The sequence below is a fragment of the Phormidium pseudopriestleyi FRX01 genome, from assembly GCF_017313335.1.
Taxonomy (GTDB): domain Bacteria; phylum Cyanobacteriota; class Cyanobacteriia; order Cyanobacteriales; family Laspinemataceae; genus Laspinema; species Laspinema pseudopriestleyi.
Map to the genome: position 1 here is coordinate 12,259 of NZ_JAFLQW010000219.1, position 16,692 is coordinate 28,950.

The window sequence follows — 16,692 nt, forward strand, 5'->3', positions numbered from 1 at the left end:
ATTAGAGATTAAGTTATCCCCATGATCACAGAGGAGAGCGTGATGCTCCAGCCCAAAAATACAACCGTAGATCATCAGCAACTTTCTAACTTCATTTGGCAAATTGTCGATCTGTTGCGGGGACCCTATCGACCGCCACAATATGAGCGAGTCATGTTACCGATGACGGTTTTGCGTCGTTTTGACTGCGTACTTGCACCCACCAAACAGGATGTTTTAGATAAATATCAGCAATGTAAGGATCGATTCAAAGATGAGGCCCTTGACTCCATGCTCAATAAAGCAGCAGGGCAACGCTTTCACAATCGTTCTGAATTTACCTTTGAAAAGCTGAAGGGCGATCCCAATAACATTGATAAACATTTGGTGAGCTATATCAATAGTTTTTCAAAAAACATCCGGGAGATTTTTGAACGCTTCGAGTTCACCGCAGAAATTGAAAAGATGAATGAGGCGAATATTCTTTATTTAGTCGTCTCCAAGTTTTGTGATGTTAATTTACACCCTAACCAAGTGGATAACATTGCAATGGGGTCGATTTTTGAAGATTTAATCCGCCGTTTCAATGAACTCGCTAATGAAACCGCAGGAGATCACTTTACCCCCCGAGAAGTCATCCGCTTAATGGTTGATATTTTATTCGACCCCGATGATGATATTTTAAGCAAACCTGGTGTTATTCGTACATTGCTCGACCCGGCTTGTGGTACGGGGGGGATGTTATCGGAAGCCCAAAACTATCTACGAGAAAATAACAAAGAAGCACAACTGTGGGTTTTTGGGCAGGATTTTAATCCCCGGGCCTATGCGATCGCCGCTTCTGATTTATTGATAAAAGAAAAAGACAAAGAAAAAAGTTTGATTCAGTTTGGAGACTCCCTAACTGATGATCAATACTCCGGCCAAACCTTTGATTATTTTTTGGCAAATCCTCCCTTTGGTGTGGATTGGAAGAAACAGCAAAAGGACGTAAAACGAGAACAGGAAAAGTTTGGTTTTGCCGGACGATTTGGGGCCGGTTTGCCCAGGGTTAATGACGGTTCCCTGTTGTTTTTACAGCATCAGATTAGCAAGTTTGAACCCTATCAACCAGACAGCGATAAAAAGGGTTCTCGTCTGGCGATCGTCTTTAATGGTTCTCCTTTATTTACAGGGGGTGCGGGAAGCGGTGAAAGTGAAATCCGCAAGTGGATTATTGAAAGCGATTGGTTAGAAGCTATCATCGCCTTACCCGAACAGATGTTTTATAACACGGGTATTGGAACTTATATTTGGATTGTCACCAACCGAAAGCAGAAACACCGTCAAGGCAAAATTCAACTGATTGATGCACGTCACCGCTGGCAACCGATGCGACGGAGTTTAGGGGATAAATGCCGTTATATGGGTGAGGAAGATATCGCCATTGTGGTGCAGGAATATGGGAATTTTGTAGAGACAGAAACCAGCAAAATTTTTGAAAATGAGGATTTCGGTTATAACCGCGTTCCCATTGAACGACCCCTGCGTTTACTGTATCAAATGGATATAGACCGGAAACTTCGTTTTCTCGATGGTGTTCCCCATTTATTAGATGATGTTCAGGCGATCGACAAACAATTAGGGCGCGAACCTCGTCCGGATTGGAATGAGTTTGATCGCTTAATGAACGATTTATTAAAACAGCGGAATAGTCCTTGGAAAAAAGCGGAACAGAAGCTATTTCGAGATGTGTTTACGGAACGAGAACCGGAGGCAGAACCAGTTATTTTAAAAGAACGGAAGGCTAAGGATGAACCGAATGCTCGTGTTTGGGGTTGGTTCCCAGTGCCGGGTAAAAAAATAGAACGGATGTATGAGGCAGACTCAAAGCTGCGGGATTTTGAAAATGTTAATTTACAAGATGAAGTGACCCGTTATTTCCGGGAGGAAGTTGAACCTCATGTTTCGGATGCTTGGGCCGATGGCGATAAGATTAGAAGTGCTTTTGAAATTAATTTCAATCGCTATTTTTACCAGTACATACCACCTCGTCCATTGGCGGAAATTGATGCCGACATTAAACAGATGGAAGAGGAAATTATTAGGTTATTAAGGGAGGTGACAGCATGACTTGGCCACAAGTAAAACTCAAATATGTGGCTCGTTCTGCTGATGGGGATGCCCTTTCTCAAAATCCAGAGCAAGAGGGAACAACTACCTCTGCTCACGTCCGATGGTTATTTTATGTATTGCAATCACTTAAGTTAGAGCAAGGGACAGACAAAGCAGCAGTTCCCAGAGTTAGGAGAGATGATGCTGATAACCAGAAAGTTTTTATTCCTCCAAGGTCTGAACAACAAGCGATCGCCCGTTATCTGGATAAAGAAACGGCTAAAATCGACCAACTTATTCAAGCTCACAAACGATTATTGGAATTATTAGCCGAAAAACATCATGCTCTCATCACCCATGCGGTCACACGTGGATTAAATCCTGATGTTCCAATGCGGGATTCGGGGGTTTATTGGATAGGAAAAATCCCGAAAACTTGGCAAGTTTTAAAATTAAAACGGTGCATTGTCAGTCTTGACCAAGGCTGGAGTCCAAAATCCGATGAACCAGAACCAGAAGAGCAAAAATGGGCCGTTTTAAAACTGAATGCTGTTCAGGGAGGACAGTTTGATGATTCACAAGCGAAAGCAATACCTATCTCTCAAGACATTCCCAAACACTTGGAAATTCATTCCGGTGATTTTTTGATAACCCGAGCTAATACCAGGCAATTAGTCGGAGATGTTTGTTATGTCCAGAACACGAGACCTCATCTGATTCTCAGTGACTTGATTTATCGGTTAAAGTTAGATGAATCCAAGCTCAATGGTCAATTTCTGAGTTTCTTTTTACAAAGTCAGAGGGGTCGATTACAAATTGAAGCCGATGCTAGAGGACCGAATACCTCTAAACTGAAAATTTCTCAAGGTCATATTCGGGATTGGCTATTGCTCGTCCCTCCACGGGAGGAGCAGAACTGGATTGTTGATTACATTGACACTCAAATTTGTAACATTAATGCTTTAAAAGCCGCAACCCAACAGACCCTTGAATTATTAAATGAACGTCGCCGTTCTCTCATCACAGCAGTAGTCAACGGACAAATTCAAGTCCAGGAGTAACCATGCAAATTAACACCCTTACACTGACTAATTTTCGGGGCTTTGAACAGGCGGAATTTCAATTTCAGCCTGGAATCAACCTAATTGTTGGCATCAACGGAGTAGGTAAATCTACGGTGCTGGATGCTTTATGTATAGCGCTCTCCCGGGTACTACCTGAATTTACCGTTTGTGAAGAAAAACACCTTAAATTCACTGCTAATGATATTAGGATTGGACATGATAAATTGGCAGTTAAAATAAATTTTTATGTCTCAGAAATTCCTTTTCAATGTAATGTTGTGAGCAATATAAAAAGTAATGCATTTGAACTAAAACCTAATAGTTACCAGATTTTAGACCCTATAAAAATGTCTCAAAACCAACCCATTGTAGTTTATTTTGCGACTCGACGCTCAATTCTTACGGAAGGCAAAACCATAAACCCAAATCGCACTTCTGGCACTCAATCGGCGGCGTTTGCTGACGCACTCATTCCCAGAATGCTGCGTCTTCGGGAGTTTACAGATTGGTGGTTAGTCCAAGAGGAACTTTTGCGCGAAAACCATCCATTAGCACAACGTCGTCTTAATGCTTTAAATAATGCCGTCACGGGCTTTTTAGATTGGTGTAATGATGTGCGTGTTGTTCGTCTATCTGAGAAATCACAAAAAACCACGTTGCAACTGGACAAAAATGGAGTCACTTTAAATATTAATCAGCTTTCAGACGGCGAACGGGGTATTTTAGCATTGATACTCGACCTAGTGCAACGGCTTTTACAGGCAAATCCCGATCTCACAGATCCGTTACAGGATGGAAAAGCCCTCGTGCTAATTGATGAATTAGATTTACATTTACATCCACGTTGGCAACGGATCGTTGTCCACAAACTGACAAATATTTTTCCAAACTGCCAATTTATTGCCACCACTCATTCACCGCAAATCATAGGAGAAGTCGCTCCAGAAAATGTGATTATTCTAGAACCGGATGAACCGCCCTATATTCCTGACCAATCCTTGGGTATGGATAGTAATTGGATTTTACGCTTTCTGATGGAAACTCCTGAGCGTGATATTAACACGCAAACAACTCTAGAGAAGATTGAATCATTGATTGACCAGAGGAATTTTCCAGAAGCGACTGAACAAATCAACAGTCTCCGTGAATTAGGAGACTTTCCTGAATTAGTACGCCTGCAAACTCGCATTGATCGGATCAGCCTATTAGGGAAATAAATGATGAAGTACATTGAAAAAGCACAAGAACCTGAAACATTACGGTCCTGGTTTGACAACCAATATGGAAAGCGCCTGGGTTGCGACTACTATGATGACTTTCATGGTGACATTAAAAGAGAGGTAAAAGATTCTTTATTAAGAGAACAAGGGTTTATTTGTTGCTATACAGGTATTTTGATTGATGCCAATACTTCCCACGTTGAACATCTCAAGCCTTATTCTATATATCGGGATCAGAAAAATTATGAAGATGTCAATTATTTCAATCTGGTAGCTGCTTATCCCGGGAGCAATTATGATGCTCAAAATGATGAAGTTAATCCAGTTAGAAAAAAACGCAAGAAGAATAGCCATAAGTGCCCTTTTGGAGCGCACGCTAGAGATAATTGGTATGAACCGCACAATTTTGTAACTCCCTTACATCGAGATTGTGAAACAAGATTTAAGTTTTATGATTCTGGGAAAGTCGAAGCAACCAATCATCAAGACAGTGCGGCACAAAAAACGATTGAAAAATTAGTCTTAAATCATCAGCGATTGATAGATTTAAGGAGAATAGCCATTGATGAGGCATTATTCCCTCTCGATATTGAATTAGATGCCTCAGACATCCAGAAAATTGCTAATGGCTTATATTCCCAAAAGGATGCAGAGGGAAAATTTCCTCAATTTTGCTTTGTGATTGAACAAGTTGCCAAACAACATGATTTAGACGTGCTATAGCGCGTCTATGCTTTACTCTATTTTCTCTCCCGTCCCCTCCCACTCATTCCGATGAGATTTGGCGCAATCCGACTTCTGTACAAACTCCCTGCAAGGGTTTATCCCAGGAGGCGATGGGTAAGTCAAGTAAATCGCCAAAGTTGAAGAGAATCCCCACAGTCGGTTTAGACTGCCATTGAGGAAGAGATAACAGGCGATCGTAAAATCCACCGCCATATCCGAGGCGATATCCAGCGCGATCGCATCCCACCGATGGGACTAGAATTAAATCCACTTCATCCCCTGTCAATATCGGTGCATCTGGCAAGGGTTCTAAAATGCCATATTTCCCCGCCTGTAGCGTATCCCCAACACAGTAGCGATGCCAAACTAACTGCTTCTTCATACAACGAGGAAGTCCCCACTGATGAGTTGTTTCCGTAAATAAAGAACTTAAATCCGGTTCTTGGCGAAAACTAATATAAGCTAAAATAGTTCGGGAACCCTGATATAAATCCGAAGATTGTAAATGGCAACAAAGGCGATGACTTTTGTCCTGCCATTCTGCTTTAGAAAGCGCTTTACGCTGTTGAAGTAACTGAATTCTGAGTTGGGCTTTCTCCAGTTGAGGGTCGAGAGACATTCGGAAATTGTCAACCATAAAATTGTTATATAAAATTTAGCTAAGGACAGGTAAATCCCTAGTCCTTAGCCATTTCTAGTCCCATCAATTGCCACCTAAGCCGCGTTTTCCCGATACCAGGCAATCGTTTTTTGCAATCCTTCTTTAAACCCAACCTCTGCCGTAAATCCAAACTCTTTTTTAGCCAGTTCCGTATCTAAACAGCGGCGCGGTTGACCATTGGGTTTGTCTGTATCCCAGACCAATTTGCCCTCAAATCCCATCAATTCGCAAATTAGTTCAATTAAATCCCGAATGGTAATTTCATCGCCAGTTCCCAAGTTAACTGGGTCGGATTTATGATATGATTGGGCTGCCATGACAATCCCTCGGGCTGCATCAGTGGAGTAGAGAAATTCCCGAGACGGGGTACCATCTCCCCAGACGACTAATTCTTGAGCGCCCTGTTCCTGAGCTTCATGAACTTTGCGAATTAAGGCGGGAATGACGTGAGAACTACTAGGGTCAAAGTTATCTTCTGGTCCATATAAGTTAACGGGTAGTAAATAAATGCCGTTAAAATTATATTGTTGTCGATAGGATTGCAGTTGGACTAATAAGGCTTTTTTGGCAATCCCATAAGGTGCATTGGTTTCTTCTGGATAGCCATTCCAGAGGTCATCTTCTTTGAAGGGGACGGGGGTAAATTTGGGATAGGCGCATATTGTACCGACGCAGACAAATTTTTGCACACTAGCTTGATAGGCGGCATGAATCAGTTGTGTCCCCATCATCAAATTGTCATAGAAGAGTTCGGCGGGTTTTTCCTGATTGAGGCCGATTCCGCCGACATGGGCGGCGAGGTGAATGATAATATCTTGTTGTTGGACAACCTGCTGACAAACTTCCATGATTCGCAGGTCGGAATCGCGCGATCGCGGGACGGTAATCTTATCTGAATCCGCCCCATTTTGAGTTAATTGGTCGATGACTTGCCGACCTAAAAATCCGGCCCCTCCGGTGACGAGAATATGTTTGTCTTTTAAGTCTAATGATTCCATTTAGGTTGACCTCTGATACTTAATACTTGAACGGGTTGGCGATCGCACTTTAAGCTTGATTGAAGAAAAGGCCCCCTCCCTACCCCCTTACAACGGTAGGTTTTTTACGCTCATGGTGATTTGCCTTTTTATTAACTGCACTTCCGGTCCCCGGACCTTGCCAAGGTCCGGGGACCGGAGGTTCAGTAAAACACTAGGGAGGGGACTGGATTGAATGGGAAGTAAATTAGTCCACCATTTGACCACTGTCTTGGCGGATGAAAGCGCGATCGATAATCGGTTGTCCTGTAGGAGATTCTACCCCGATCGCCTTGAGGTCAGAATCCACCATTAACGCCACCAATTGTTCAAAGGTAATCGACGGTTCCCATCCTAATTTTTCCTTCGCTTTACTGGCATCACCAATTAATAAATCAACCTCAGCAGGACGGAGATAGCGAGGGTCGAATTCGACGTAATCTTCCCAATTCAGGTTAACGAAATTAAAGGCTAAATCCAAAAATTTCCGAATCGAGTGAGTTTCATTGGTGGCAACGACATAATCATCCGGTTCGTCTTGTTGCAGCATCAACCACATCGCGCGAACATAGTCTTTGGCATACCCCCAGTCCCGTTGGGAATCCAGGTTACCCAGGAAGAGTTTTTTCTGCTTTCCGGCGACGATGCGGGCAACGGCGCGGGTAATTTTGCGGGTGACAAAGGTTTCGCCTCGTCGCGGGGAGTTATGGATCCAACCCTGGCCGACTCCGGCATGGAAAGTGCCAGTGGTGGTTGCTAAATCAAACAACCATCCTTGATAGTTGATAGGTTCAGCAGTGACGACTTGAGCCCGGGGGGTGCCTTGGGGTGGGGTAGCGTTGACGTGAATTTGATAGTAGAGGCAGTCGCCTTGGGGTTCAGTGGCAATCCAGGCGGGTTGTTGTAGGGTGGTAACGGACATCCAGTAGAGTCCAGCGGCGAGTCCGGCAGAGGGAGTTTGGACCGTGAAAGAGTCCCCAGCAAGGGGAGAAACGGCTTTAAATCCGTCTAAAAAGGCCAACCGTTCCCGATCGCCTGCATTGAGAATCCGCTTAGGAATGCGTTTGTCTTGGGATTTGTTGTACAGTTCGGACCGCAAGTAATCACCGTAGGCGCAATTGCCGGATAACTGGAGATGGGATTCGCCCAGGCGATCGCAAGTTCCACCGGAGACTTTTCGCCAAGATGCGGCGAGGCGACTGGTTAAAGTTGGGTCAGGAATTGTCAAGATTACTTGACTTGAGCTGTCAATTTCTGCGGCAGCAACGAACACCCCAAGCAACCATGCTTCGGTTTCGGTGATGTCAATTTGTTCGGGCGATCGCGGCAAATCAATCAACGCCAAGGAATCCCCCACCTTAACCTCACCGGCAGGTTTTTCTACCGCCAATTCTCCCTGTTCCACAAACACCACATGATCCCTAGTGGCATGGTAGACTGCACCCTCTGCCGCAATCCGATGTACCGTCTTATTCGGTTGTTCGGTGGCACCATTCCAAGTGGCCGTCATGCAAGTCACTTGCGCCCATCCGGTGGCATCCCAGACTTCAAACCCGTTGCCATCCCTAATGTCAGTGGTATATCGATTTTGATGGCCTGTTTCAGTGTGATGGGGGACAATTTCCGCAATGGATACCAGGTCAATCAGTCCATCCTGACGGATGAACACGGGGGTGTTATCTATTACGCATTCATGGTTAAACAGAATGCCATTACAGGCAAATAAATCATAAGATTCGCGATAATTGATCGTTTGCCAATGGGCGTAAACTTTGGCGCAGGAATAGGGACTGCGGGGATAAAACGGGGTCGTTTCCTTTTGGGGGACTTCCAGGACCTTGCCAAACATTTCCGAAGAACCCGCTTGATAAAACCGGACTTGGATCCCGGTGCGATGTTGGTAGTCGCGGATTGCTTCTAACAGGCGTAGGGTTCCCATTGCCACAGTATCCACGGTGTACTCTGGGGAGTCAAAGCTGACTCGGACATGGGATTGAGCGCCCAGGTTGTAAATTTCAACGGGTTTGACTTCTTCGAGAATTCGGCGGAGGGTGACCCCATCGGTCAAATCGCCATAATGCAGAAATAATCGGGCTTCTTCGCTATGGGGATCCACATAAAGATGGTCGATCCGGTCGGTATTAAAGGTGGAAGTCCGGCGGATAATCCCGTGGACTTCATAGCCTTTTTCTAGTAGTAATTCGCTTAAGTAAGAACCGTCTTGACCGGTGATGCCGGTGATTAATGCCCGCTTACGTTGCTGCGTCATTTTTTATTTTTCCTCTCAACCTCTAGTTAAGTTTGGGGACTCTCAGCGGCGATCGCCACTTAGAGTCTGTACTGAACCGCACCCTAATAATTCTTTGCCTTGATACCCATCCGGGGAATTTTTCGTTCCGGTGGGGATTTATCAAATCAGTCTTTCACTTTATCGTGAATTGTGGCAGTTAATGTGAAGGAACCCTATAGTTTTGGCGTAGTTTTGGCGAACTTTTTGTAAATCGAGTCGTCCGGTTTCCGTTACCGGATGTTACTGGATTGTACTTCCTCCGGGTATCAACTGTCACGGTTTTCTTGAATTTTCCCCCGGGTTTTGGGGTAGAAATGCAAAAAATTTGCTGAAGCCTTACGTCCTCAGCATAATTCCCGATCGCGATCGGTTTATTAAAGGGGATGAACTGCACCAGCAAGAGCACTGATGCAGTTCGGAGCAACAACGCCCGTTAATACGCCCCATTATTTTTAGGGAACAGCACCACTTTAAGGGTTTTCAAGACAATCCATAGGTCCATCCACAAATTTTTAAAATTGACATAATAAACGTCAATTTGGATGCGTTTGGGATAGGGAATGTCATTTCGACCGGAGACCTGCCACAATCCGGTAATGCCGGGTTTAATGGTTAGGACCTTATCGATATATCGGCCATATTTTGGTAATTCTTCAACCACCAAAGGTCGAGGACCGACCACACTCATTTCACCTTTCAAAACATTCCAAAATTGGGGAAATTCATCCAGGCTAGTGATTCTTAGAAAATGACCGATCCAAGTAATTCTGGGGTCTTGCTTGAGTTTGAAATTATCCTCAAATTCTTGACGCAAATGAGGGGAAGTTTCCATGATATCCAGCAAAACTTCGTCAGCATTGAGTACCATTGTCCTGAATTTAATACATCCGAATTTTTGACGGTTCTTGCCAACGCGCTCCTGCACATAAAAAATTGGGCCGGGGGAGCTAATGTAAATCAGCAGACCCAAAATCGCGTAAACCGGGGAAAACACGATTAGAACGCACAGGGAAAACACAACGTCGAACAGCCGCTTGGAAAATTCTCCGTTGATCCCACTCAGGACGAAAGGCCAAAAAGTCCGTCTGGCAACCGCCCGAATCACTTTGCCGGAGATGAGTTGGCTATCGGCAGTCATCTTACTCCTTTAATTCACACCACACACAGTCCTGATTGTAAAGCCTTCAGACGTTTTGCACCGCGTCTGGAGAGTTTAGGTTACAGACATCCAGACAAAATCGGCTCTTTCAAAGTGCCTATCCTGGTGAGTCTGCGCGATTCATCCCAATTTACTTTCTGTCAGGAGAGTTGATTACACCTTCATCGCCTCAATCCTTTGAAATTGCCGATGATTGTTACAGGGGATGGAACCCAGGAAAAGCAGATTGTGTGGCTGATTTGGTGGTGCGATCGCCCAACTTAAGGGTCCCAGCAAGTCTTGTTTACCCATATACCATAAAACCGAATTTTTATCAAGCTCTCGTCTGAAATTCGCGATAACATTCATCGATAAAATGGCGGTAACGCTCCTGAAACACCTCCGGAGCAAATTTGGCAGCTTGCTCCCGCGCCGACTGGGGATTAAACTGCGATCGCCACCCTTCAAAGCTCTCCACCGCCTCCATTAATGACCCTGGCGTTTGCTCCCCAAAAAATAATCCAGTCCCCTTAGAGGGATGATTTCGGATATCCAGGACCGTTTCTAACGCCCCGCCTGCACCATAAGCGAGCACCGGAGTCCCACAAGCTTGAGCCTCCACCAACGCAATCCCAAAATCCTCACAGGCGGCATAAACAAACGCCTTCGCTCGTGCCATATAATCCTCCACCACCGCATCGGTTTGTTCCCCTAGCACCTCCACATTTGACCCGGCGATCGCCCGAATTTCCGCCAACTCCGGACCCTTCCCAATCACCACCAACCGTTTCCCCAACTGATTAAATCCGCGCACAATGGTCCCCACCTTCTTGTAAGGCACCAACCGCGCCACAGTTAAATAAAAATCATCCTTCTGGGGCTCAAACCGAAAACGCTCCACATTCACCGGCGGATAAATCACCTGAGCTTCCCGCCGATAACAGCGCCAAATCCGCCGCGCCGTATGGTGGGAATTAGCAATAAAATAATCCACCCGATTCGCCGAAATCACATCCCACTGTCGCAATCGATGCAGCAAATACCGCGTCAAAATTCCCGCCAATCCTCGCCCCGCCCGACTGTTATGAAGATAATCAAACGTTAAATCCCAGGCATAGCGCATCGGCGTATGGCAGTAACAGACGTGCATCTGATGCGGTGCCGTCAGTACCCCTTTCGCCACCGCATGAGAGGAGGATAAAATTACCGGATACTCGCGCAAATCTAACTGTTCAATCGCCAGAGGTAACAAAGGCAAATATTTTTGCACCCCCCTTTTCGCCCAAGGAAACTGTTGCAAAAATGTCGAACCAATCTGCCGTTTAAATAAATAACTCTCAGGATTTGTAGATTCAAAATCAATCAACGCATACAAATCAGCATCCACTGCCTTGAGAATTTCTTTAACCACCAGTTCTGAACCTCCAGTTGCATAAGGCGTCAGCCATTCATGCACCAGAGCATAATTTTTTACCATCAAATACGCCGTCTCTACAAACTCTTTTCTCGTTCCCAGGCGGAGCCTGGGAATGCCAAATCAGAGGCTCTGCCTCCTAACTTGCTCTCGTTCCTAGGCGGAGCCTGGGAATGCCAAATTGGAGGCTCTGCCTCCTTATATTTACGGTTTAGGAACCACGAAGTTGCTATAACTCAACTCCGTAATCGCCGTCCATTGGTACATTTCCTCGCGAAATGTATTCCATTGTTCATAAATTCCGCGAAAAGTTGCATCTTTACTCGCACTTTCTGCATACAAGTCAAAGGTAACTTTCTTCGCCGCGTCGATAATTTCTTGACTGTAGGGAAGTAACTGAGTCCCCCCCGCTTTTAAGGTCACTAGGGCTTCGCGATTGAGCACTTCATACTGGGCCAACATATTCAAATTTGCCTCATAAGCCGCAGTTTTGAAGATTTCTTGATAATCCTGGGGCAGTTGGTTCCACTGGGACAGGTTCACCAACACATCCAACGTCGGTCCCGGTTCCCACCAGCCGGGATAATAGTAAAATTGCGCTGCTTTATTTAATCCCAACTTGAGGTCATCGTAGGGGCCAACCCATTCTGCTGCATCGATCGCCCCCCGTTCTAAGGCGAGAAAAATCTCCCCTCCGGGTAACACCTGGACGTTGACCCCCAGTTTTTCCATCACCTGACCCCCCAATCCCGGAATCCGCATTTTCAAACCATTCAGGTCCCGAACGCTGTTGATTTGACGCTTAAACCAGCCCCCCATCTGCACGCCAGTATTGCCTGCCGGAAAATTAATAATATTGAAATCGCTATACAGTCTCTGCATGGCCTCTAATCCCCCGCCATGATACAGCCACGCATTTTGCTGCTGGGCATTTAATCCGAAGGGAACCGAGGTGGCAAAGGCGAGGGCTGGATTTTTGCCAATGTAATAATAGCCGGCAGTATGTCCGCATTGGACGGTTCCACTTTGCACAGCATCGAGCACCTGCAATCCCGGGACCAGTTCTCCCGCAGGATAGGGGCGAATCTCGAAGCGGTTATCGGTCATCTGTGCCACCCGTTTGGCAATGGTTTGAGCGCCCCCATAGATGGTATCCAGGGAAGCGGGCCAACTGGTTGCCATATTCCAGCGAATTCTGGGCAAGCTATCCCGAGAAACGGCAGGACCTCTGGCGGCAGGACTACAGGCAGTGGCGGCAGCCGCACTCAGAGCACCGATGGCCCCATGACCGATGAGTTTTCTACGTTTCATAGTGTCTTTTTACCTTGCAGGAGGGTTGAGGGTTTTGCGGTGGCAAACACCGGATGATCGGCGTCCGAAAGTTGGTCCGGGATAATGATTTTATCACTCATTTAAACTCTAAACTCTAAACTCCTGATGCTCTGGTTTTTTTTAGCACTTTCAACGGCTTTTTTTTCTTCGCTCAAAGATGTTTTAGGGAAAAGAACCCTAAAAAATATCGATGTCCCGATTGTGGCTTGGTCTTGGTCCTTTTTTACGGCGTTGGTATTACTGCCAATGCAAGTTGTGGGAGGAATTCCGGATTTGGGCAGTCAATTTTGGGTGGCCCTGGCGGTGGGCAGTGTCCTGAATGCGATCGCCTTTTTGTTATATATCCAGGCGATTAGTACATCCGATTTATCCCTCTGTTTACCCCTGATTGCCTTTTCTCCACTGTTTATGGCCATTACTTCTCCGATTATTGTGGGGGAATGGCTCAGTTGGGCGGATGGGTTGGGGATTGGGTTGATTGTCGGTGGGTCTTATTTGTTAAATCTCCAAGACCGCAAGCGGGGATATTTTGCCCCGTTTCAGGCTCTGGTGAGTGAACCGGGGCCGAAATTAATGTTGTTGGTGGCGTTTCTGTGGAGTATTACGGCGAATGTGGATAAGGTGGGGGTCCAAAATTCTTCGCCGCTATTTTGGAGTTTTGCGGTGTTTTCGGCGATCTCCTTGTGGCAATTTCCCTTATTATTCTCCCACTCTAAAAATCCCGGGGGTCAGATTGTCCAACATTGGCTGCAGTTGAGTCTGATGGGACTCTGTACGGCGATCGCAGTCCTGTTTCAAATGCAGGCCCTGAAATTAACTCTGGTGGTTCAGGTGATAGCTATTAAACGGACTAGCGTTCTATTCGGGGTGTTATGGGGTAAGTTCCTGTTTCACGAGTCCGGAATTCGCGATCGCTTCTGGGGAGCAACGACGATGCTGCTAGGGGTGGTCTTGATGACGCTGTTGTAACCTTTTGGCGCTGAGTCTCCTGGGCAATAGAGGGGAGCAGTTTTTTCGGTCCCTTCTCAACTGGGGGACATTCCCGGGTAAAATAAGAAAAATATCAAGATAGACCCGTAGTGTTATTCTGAGATGCCAAGAGGAGGGTGCTGCACTCAAGCTGTGGTCTCTCGTTCGAGATCGGTTCCGCGAGACTTTCAAGGAATCTGAATAAAATGGGAAAGTAGAGATGGCTGGAGCAACTTTAATCTATGTCAAAACTTAGACTCATGGTAGTGGATGATGAGCGAGACAACCTGGATTTACTGTACAGGACGTTTCGGCGTGATTTTCAAGTACACAGAGCAGATAGCCCTCTCGATGCGATCGCCCTGCTGGATACAGAAGGGGAAATGGCGGTGATTATTACGGATCAGAGTATGCCGGAGATGACGGGTCTGGAATTGTTGAGCAAGGCGCGAGTCCGTTTCCCCCATACCATTGGCATTCTGTTAACTGGGTACAGTGAGGATGCCCTAGAAGCCTCGGAAGATATGATGAATAAAGCGAATGTTTTTAAATGCATCAGTAAGCCGTTTGATATTCAGGACCTCAAGGCACTTGTTCAAAAGGCGGCTGAAATATACCAAACTAACAAGCAAAGCGCGTAATTTTAAGAAAGATGCTCTTTTTCCCCATTCAGCGTGAATGGGGATTCCCAGTTGAGTGGATTGTGCCTCAAACACCCAGGAGCAAGATCGGGTTGGAATGGCTAGAATCACTCCCCAAGAGAAAATCCGGCGATCGCCTTGGACCCAATCCCACAGGATTGCCCTTTCCATCGGAGACTACTGCTAGGGTAAACCGGCGAGTTGTTGCTACTTTTGTCTAGTTGCTCATCCCGGCGATCGCAGCGGTTCCTTCAATTCCAGGGTCAGTCCCCTCCAAACCATCTCCCCCGGATGTTCACCCTCTTGAGTCACCCTCTCTCCCCAAGGTCTCAATCCCCCGGATCAAACTTAAACCCTAAAATTCCCAATCCCTCCATCACAAATCTAGGGAATCCCTGACAAAAAGGCTATGAAATCCGGAGAACTTGGTTAATAATGAACAGTTGATCGGTATTGCAGTAGAGGCAAAAAGTAATGGGTCGCGCTACCAAAGTCGTCCTGGCATATTCTGGAGGAGTCGATACCTCCGTTTGCATTCCCTACTTAAAAGAAGAGTGGGGCGTTGAAGACGTAATTACCCTAGCGGCAGATTTGGGACAAGGTGAAGAACTTGGCCCGATTAAGGAAAAGGCTTTAACCTCCGGTGCCAGTATCTCCCTGGTGGAAGACGTGACGGAAATCTTTGTCAAAGATTATGCCTTTCCCGCCATTCAAGCAAATGCTCTGTATGAAAACCGTTATCCCCTGGGAACGGCCCTCGCTAGACCCCTAATCGCTAAAATTCTCGTAGAGGCGGCGGACAAATATGGGGCTGATGCGGTGGCCCACGGCTGTACTGGCAAGGGAAATGACCAGGTGCGTTTCGATGTGTCGATCGCCGCGCTCAATCCCAATATCAAGGTCCTCGCACCAGCCCGGGAATGGGGCATGAGTCGGGAAGAAACCATTGCCTACGGTGAAAAGTTTGGCATCCCCACTCCGGTGAAAAAATCCTCTCCCTACAGTATTGACCGCAATCTGTTGGGACGGAGTGTGGAAGCAGGTCCCCTGGAAGACCCCTGGACTGAACCGGAAGAAGAAATCTATGTGATGACGAAGGCGATCGCCGATACTCCGAATGAACCGGAATATGTGGAAATCACCTTTGAGCAAGGTCTCCCCACCCATGTCAATGGCAAGGCCCTCTCTCCCGTGGCACTAATTACGGAGTTGAATGAGGTGGTGGGTCGTCATGGGATCGGACGCATCGATATGATCGAAAATCGTCTGGTGGGGATTAAATCTCGGGAAATCTACGAGTCTCCGGCCCTCCTGGTCCTGATTCAAGCTCACCGAGATATCGAAAGTCTCACCCTAACCAAAGATGTCACTCAATACAAACGCGGCATCGAAGAAACCTACAGCCAAATGGTTTACAACGGTCAGTGGTACAGTCCCCTGAAGATGGCCCTGGATGCGTTCATCCAAAAAACTCAAGAGCGCGTCTCGGGTACGGTCCGGATTAAACTGTTCAAGGGAACGGCAAGCATTGTCGGGCGCAAGTCCAATGAGTCTCTCTATGCGCCGGATCTGGCGACTTATGGGGCGGATGATACCTTCGACCATAAAGCTGCTGAAGGGTTTATCTATGTCTGGGGTCTGCCAACTCGGATTTGGTCTGAGAAGGTTAGAGGTAACTAATCTCACCCTTTAAATGGTAATAAGGCAAAAGAATCGCGTTATCTTTTGCCTTTTGCCATCGGTGTTATTTCATTATTTTGTGATTCAATATTTGGTTATTCAATATATAGCGCGTCTACAGGGATTGGAGAATTCCTTAAAGGAGTGGGAGCATCTTGCTCCCTTATCACAGTAGGGAGCAAGATGCTCCCACTCCTCAAGTCTATGGTTAGACTGCTGCAAAACGGGCTATAGAAGCGGGGATTGCCGCTACAACTGATGTCAGTCATGGCGATCGCCATCCCTACAGGTGATTCGGATCAATGTTCCCTGTTTTTAAGTTATCAAAGTTAGAGTCGATAGGGGCATCGCTACCCCTACCTCTCCTTCAGAACCGTGCATGAGACTTTCACCTCACACGGCTCCTCAGTAATGCCACCCTGTTGTGGGTACGATTCACTCGCTCGAAATATCCGCTTTTGCAACTTG

The 16,692-nt window shown here is 46.3% G+C and carries 14 protein-coding genes and 1 pseudogene; 7 read left to right on the forward strand and 8 right to left on the reverse strand.

Annotated features, from left to right (window positions below):
* The first annotated feature begins 42 nt into the window (after positions 1-42).
* The 4 genes from J0895_RS07905 to J0895_RS07920 are packed head-to-tail and all read left to right on the forward strand — an operon-like array spanning position 43 to position 5,080.
* Positions 43-2,091, forward strand: a complete 2,049-nt coding sequence (locus J0895_RS07905; RefSeq protein ID WP_207087557.1) for a type I restriction-modification system subunit M — start codon at positions 43-45, stop codon at positions 2,089-2,091.
* Positions 2,088-3,134 carry a restriction endonuclease subunit S gene (locus J0895_RS07910; protein ID WP_207087558.1) on the forward strand — a complete coding sequence of 349 codons (1,047 nt, stop codon included), beginning with the start codon at positions 2,088-2,090 and terminating at the stop codon, positions 3,132-3,134. The genes J0895_RS07905 and J0895_RS07910 overlap by 4 nt, the downstream gene beginning before the upstream one ends.
* A 2-nt stretch (positions 3,135-3,136) precedes the next feature.
* Positions 3,137-4,354 (forward strand): AAA family ATPase, encoded by a 1,218-nt coding sequence (locus J0895_RS07915; protein ID WP_207087559.1) that lies wholly within the window; start codon positions 3,137-3,139, stop codon positions 4,352-4,354.
* A complete protein-coding gene (locus tag J0895_RS07920) occupies positions 4,355-5,080 on the forward strand; it encodes a retron system putative HNH endonuclease (protein WP_242541141.1) in 726 nt (241 codons plus the stop codon).
* Positions 5,081-5,123: 43 nt separating this feature from the next.
* Here J0895_RS07920 and J0895_RS07925 read toward each other — a convergent pair whose 3' ends face one another.
* The 8 genes and pseudogenes from J0895_RS07925 to J0895_RS07955 all read right to left on the reverse strand — a co-directional run bounded on the left by J0895_RS07925 (position 5,124) and on the right by J0895_RS07955 (position 12,913).
* Positions 5,124-5,720 carry a 5-formyltetrahydrofolate cyclo-ligase gene (locus tag J0895_RS07925; RefSeq protein ID WP_242541142.1) on the reverse strand — a complete coding sequence of 199 codons (597 nt, stop codon included), beginning with the start codon at positions 5,718-5,720 and terminating at the stop codon, positions 5,124-5,126.
* A 77-nt stretch (positions 5,721-5,797) separates the two neighbouring features.
* The gene (locus tag J0895_RS07930) at positions 5,798-6,742 is read right to left on the reverse strand and encodes a GDP-L-fucose synthase family protein (RefSeq protein WP_207087560.1); all 945 of its coding nucleotides are present in this window, start codon (positions 6,740-6,742) and stop codon (positions 5,798-5,800) included.
* Positions 6,743-6,968: 226 nt separating this feature from the next.
* Positions 6,969-8,270, reverse strand: coding sequence for a GDP-mannose 4,6-dehydratase (locus J0895_RS26710; RefSeq protein WP_340643476.1), 1,302 nt, complete (start codon positions 8,268-8,270; stop codon positions 6,969-6,971).
* 180 nt (positions 8,271-8,450) lie between these two features.
* Positions 8,451-9,029, reverse strand: a pseudogene (locus tag J0895_RS25775) (GDP-mannose 4,6-dehydratase); the annotation flags it as partial.
* Positions 9,030-9,483: 454 nt separating this feature from the next.
* Positions 9,484-10,188 (reverse strand): undecaprenyl-phosphate galactose phosphotransferase family protein, encoded by a 705-nt coding sequence (locus J0895_RS07940; RefSeq protein WP_207087562.1) that lies wholly within the window; start codon positions 10,186-10,188, stop codon positions 9,484-9,486.
* Between the two features lie 174 nt (positions 10,189-10,362).
* A complete protein-coding gene (locus J0895_RS07945) occupies positions 10,363-10,500 on the reverse strand; it encodes a hypothetical protein (protein WP_207087563.1) in 138 nt (45 codons plus the stop codon).
* A 22-nt stretch (positions 10,501-10,522) separates the two neighbouring features.
* On the reverse strand, positions 10,523-11,665 hold the full coding sequence (locus J0895_RS07950; RefSeq protein ID WP_207087564.1) for a glycosyltransferase: 1,143 nt from the start codon (positions 11,663-11,665) through the stop codon (positions 10,523-10,525).
* A 141-nt stretch (positions 11,666-11,806) separates the two neighbouring features.
* Positions 11,807-12,913: a TRAP transporter substrate-binding protein gene (locus tag J0895_RS07955; RefSeq protein WP_207087565.1), complete on the reverse strand. Its 1,107-nt coding sequence runs from the start codon at positions 12,911-12,913 to the stop codon at positions 11,807-11,809.
* A gap of 126 nt (positions 12,914-13,039) precedes the next feature.
* On the opposite strand from J0895_RS07955, the gene J0895_RS07960 reads away from it, so the two are divergent.
* The 3 genes from J0895_RS07960 (at position 13,040) to J0895_RS07970 (ending at position 16,224) form a co-directional block, all read left to right on the forward strand.
* Positions 13,040-13,903 carry an EamA family transporter gene (locus J0895_RS07960; RefSeq protein ID WP_207087566.1) on the forward strand — a complete coding sequence of 288 codons (864 nt, stop codon included), beginning with the start codon at positions 13,040-13,042 and terminating at the stop codon, positions 13,901-13,903.
* 242 nt (positions 13,904-14,145) lie between these two features.
* Positions 14,146-14,544, forward strand: a complete 399-nt coding sequence (locus J0895_RS07965; protein ID WP_207087567.1) for a response regulator — start codon at positions 14,146-14,148, stop codon at positions 14,542-14,544.
* Positions 14,545-15,018: 474 nt separating this feature from the next.
* Positions 15,019-16,224: an argininosuccinate synthase gene (locus J0895_RS07970; RefSeq protein ID WP_207087568.1), complete on the forward strand. Its 1,206-nt coding sequence runs from the start codon at positions 15,019-15,021 to the stop codon at positions 16,222-16,224.
* Positions 16,225-16,692: the final 468 nt, after the last annotated feature.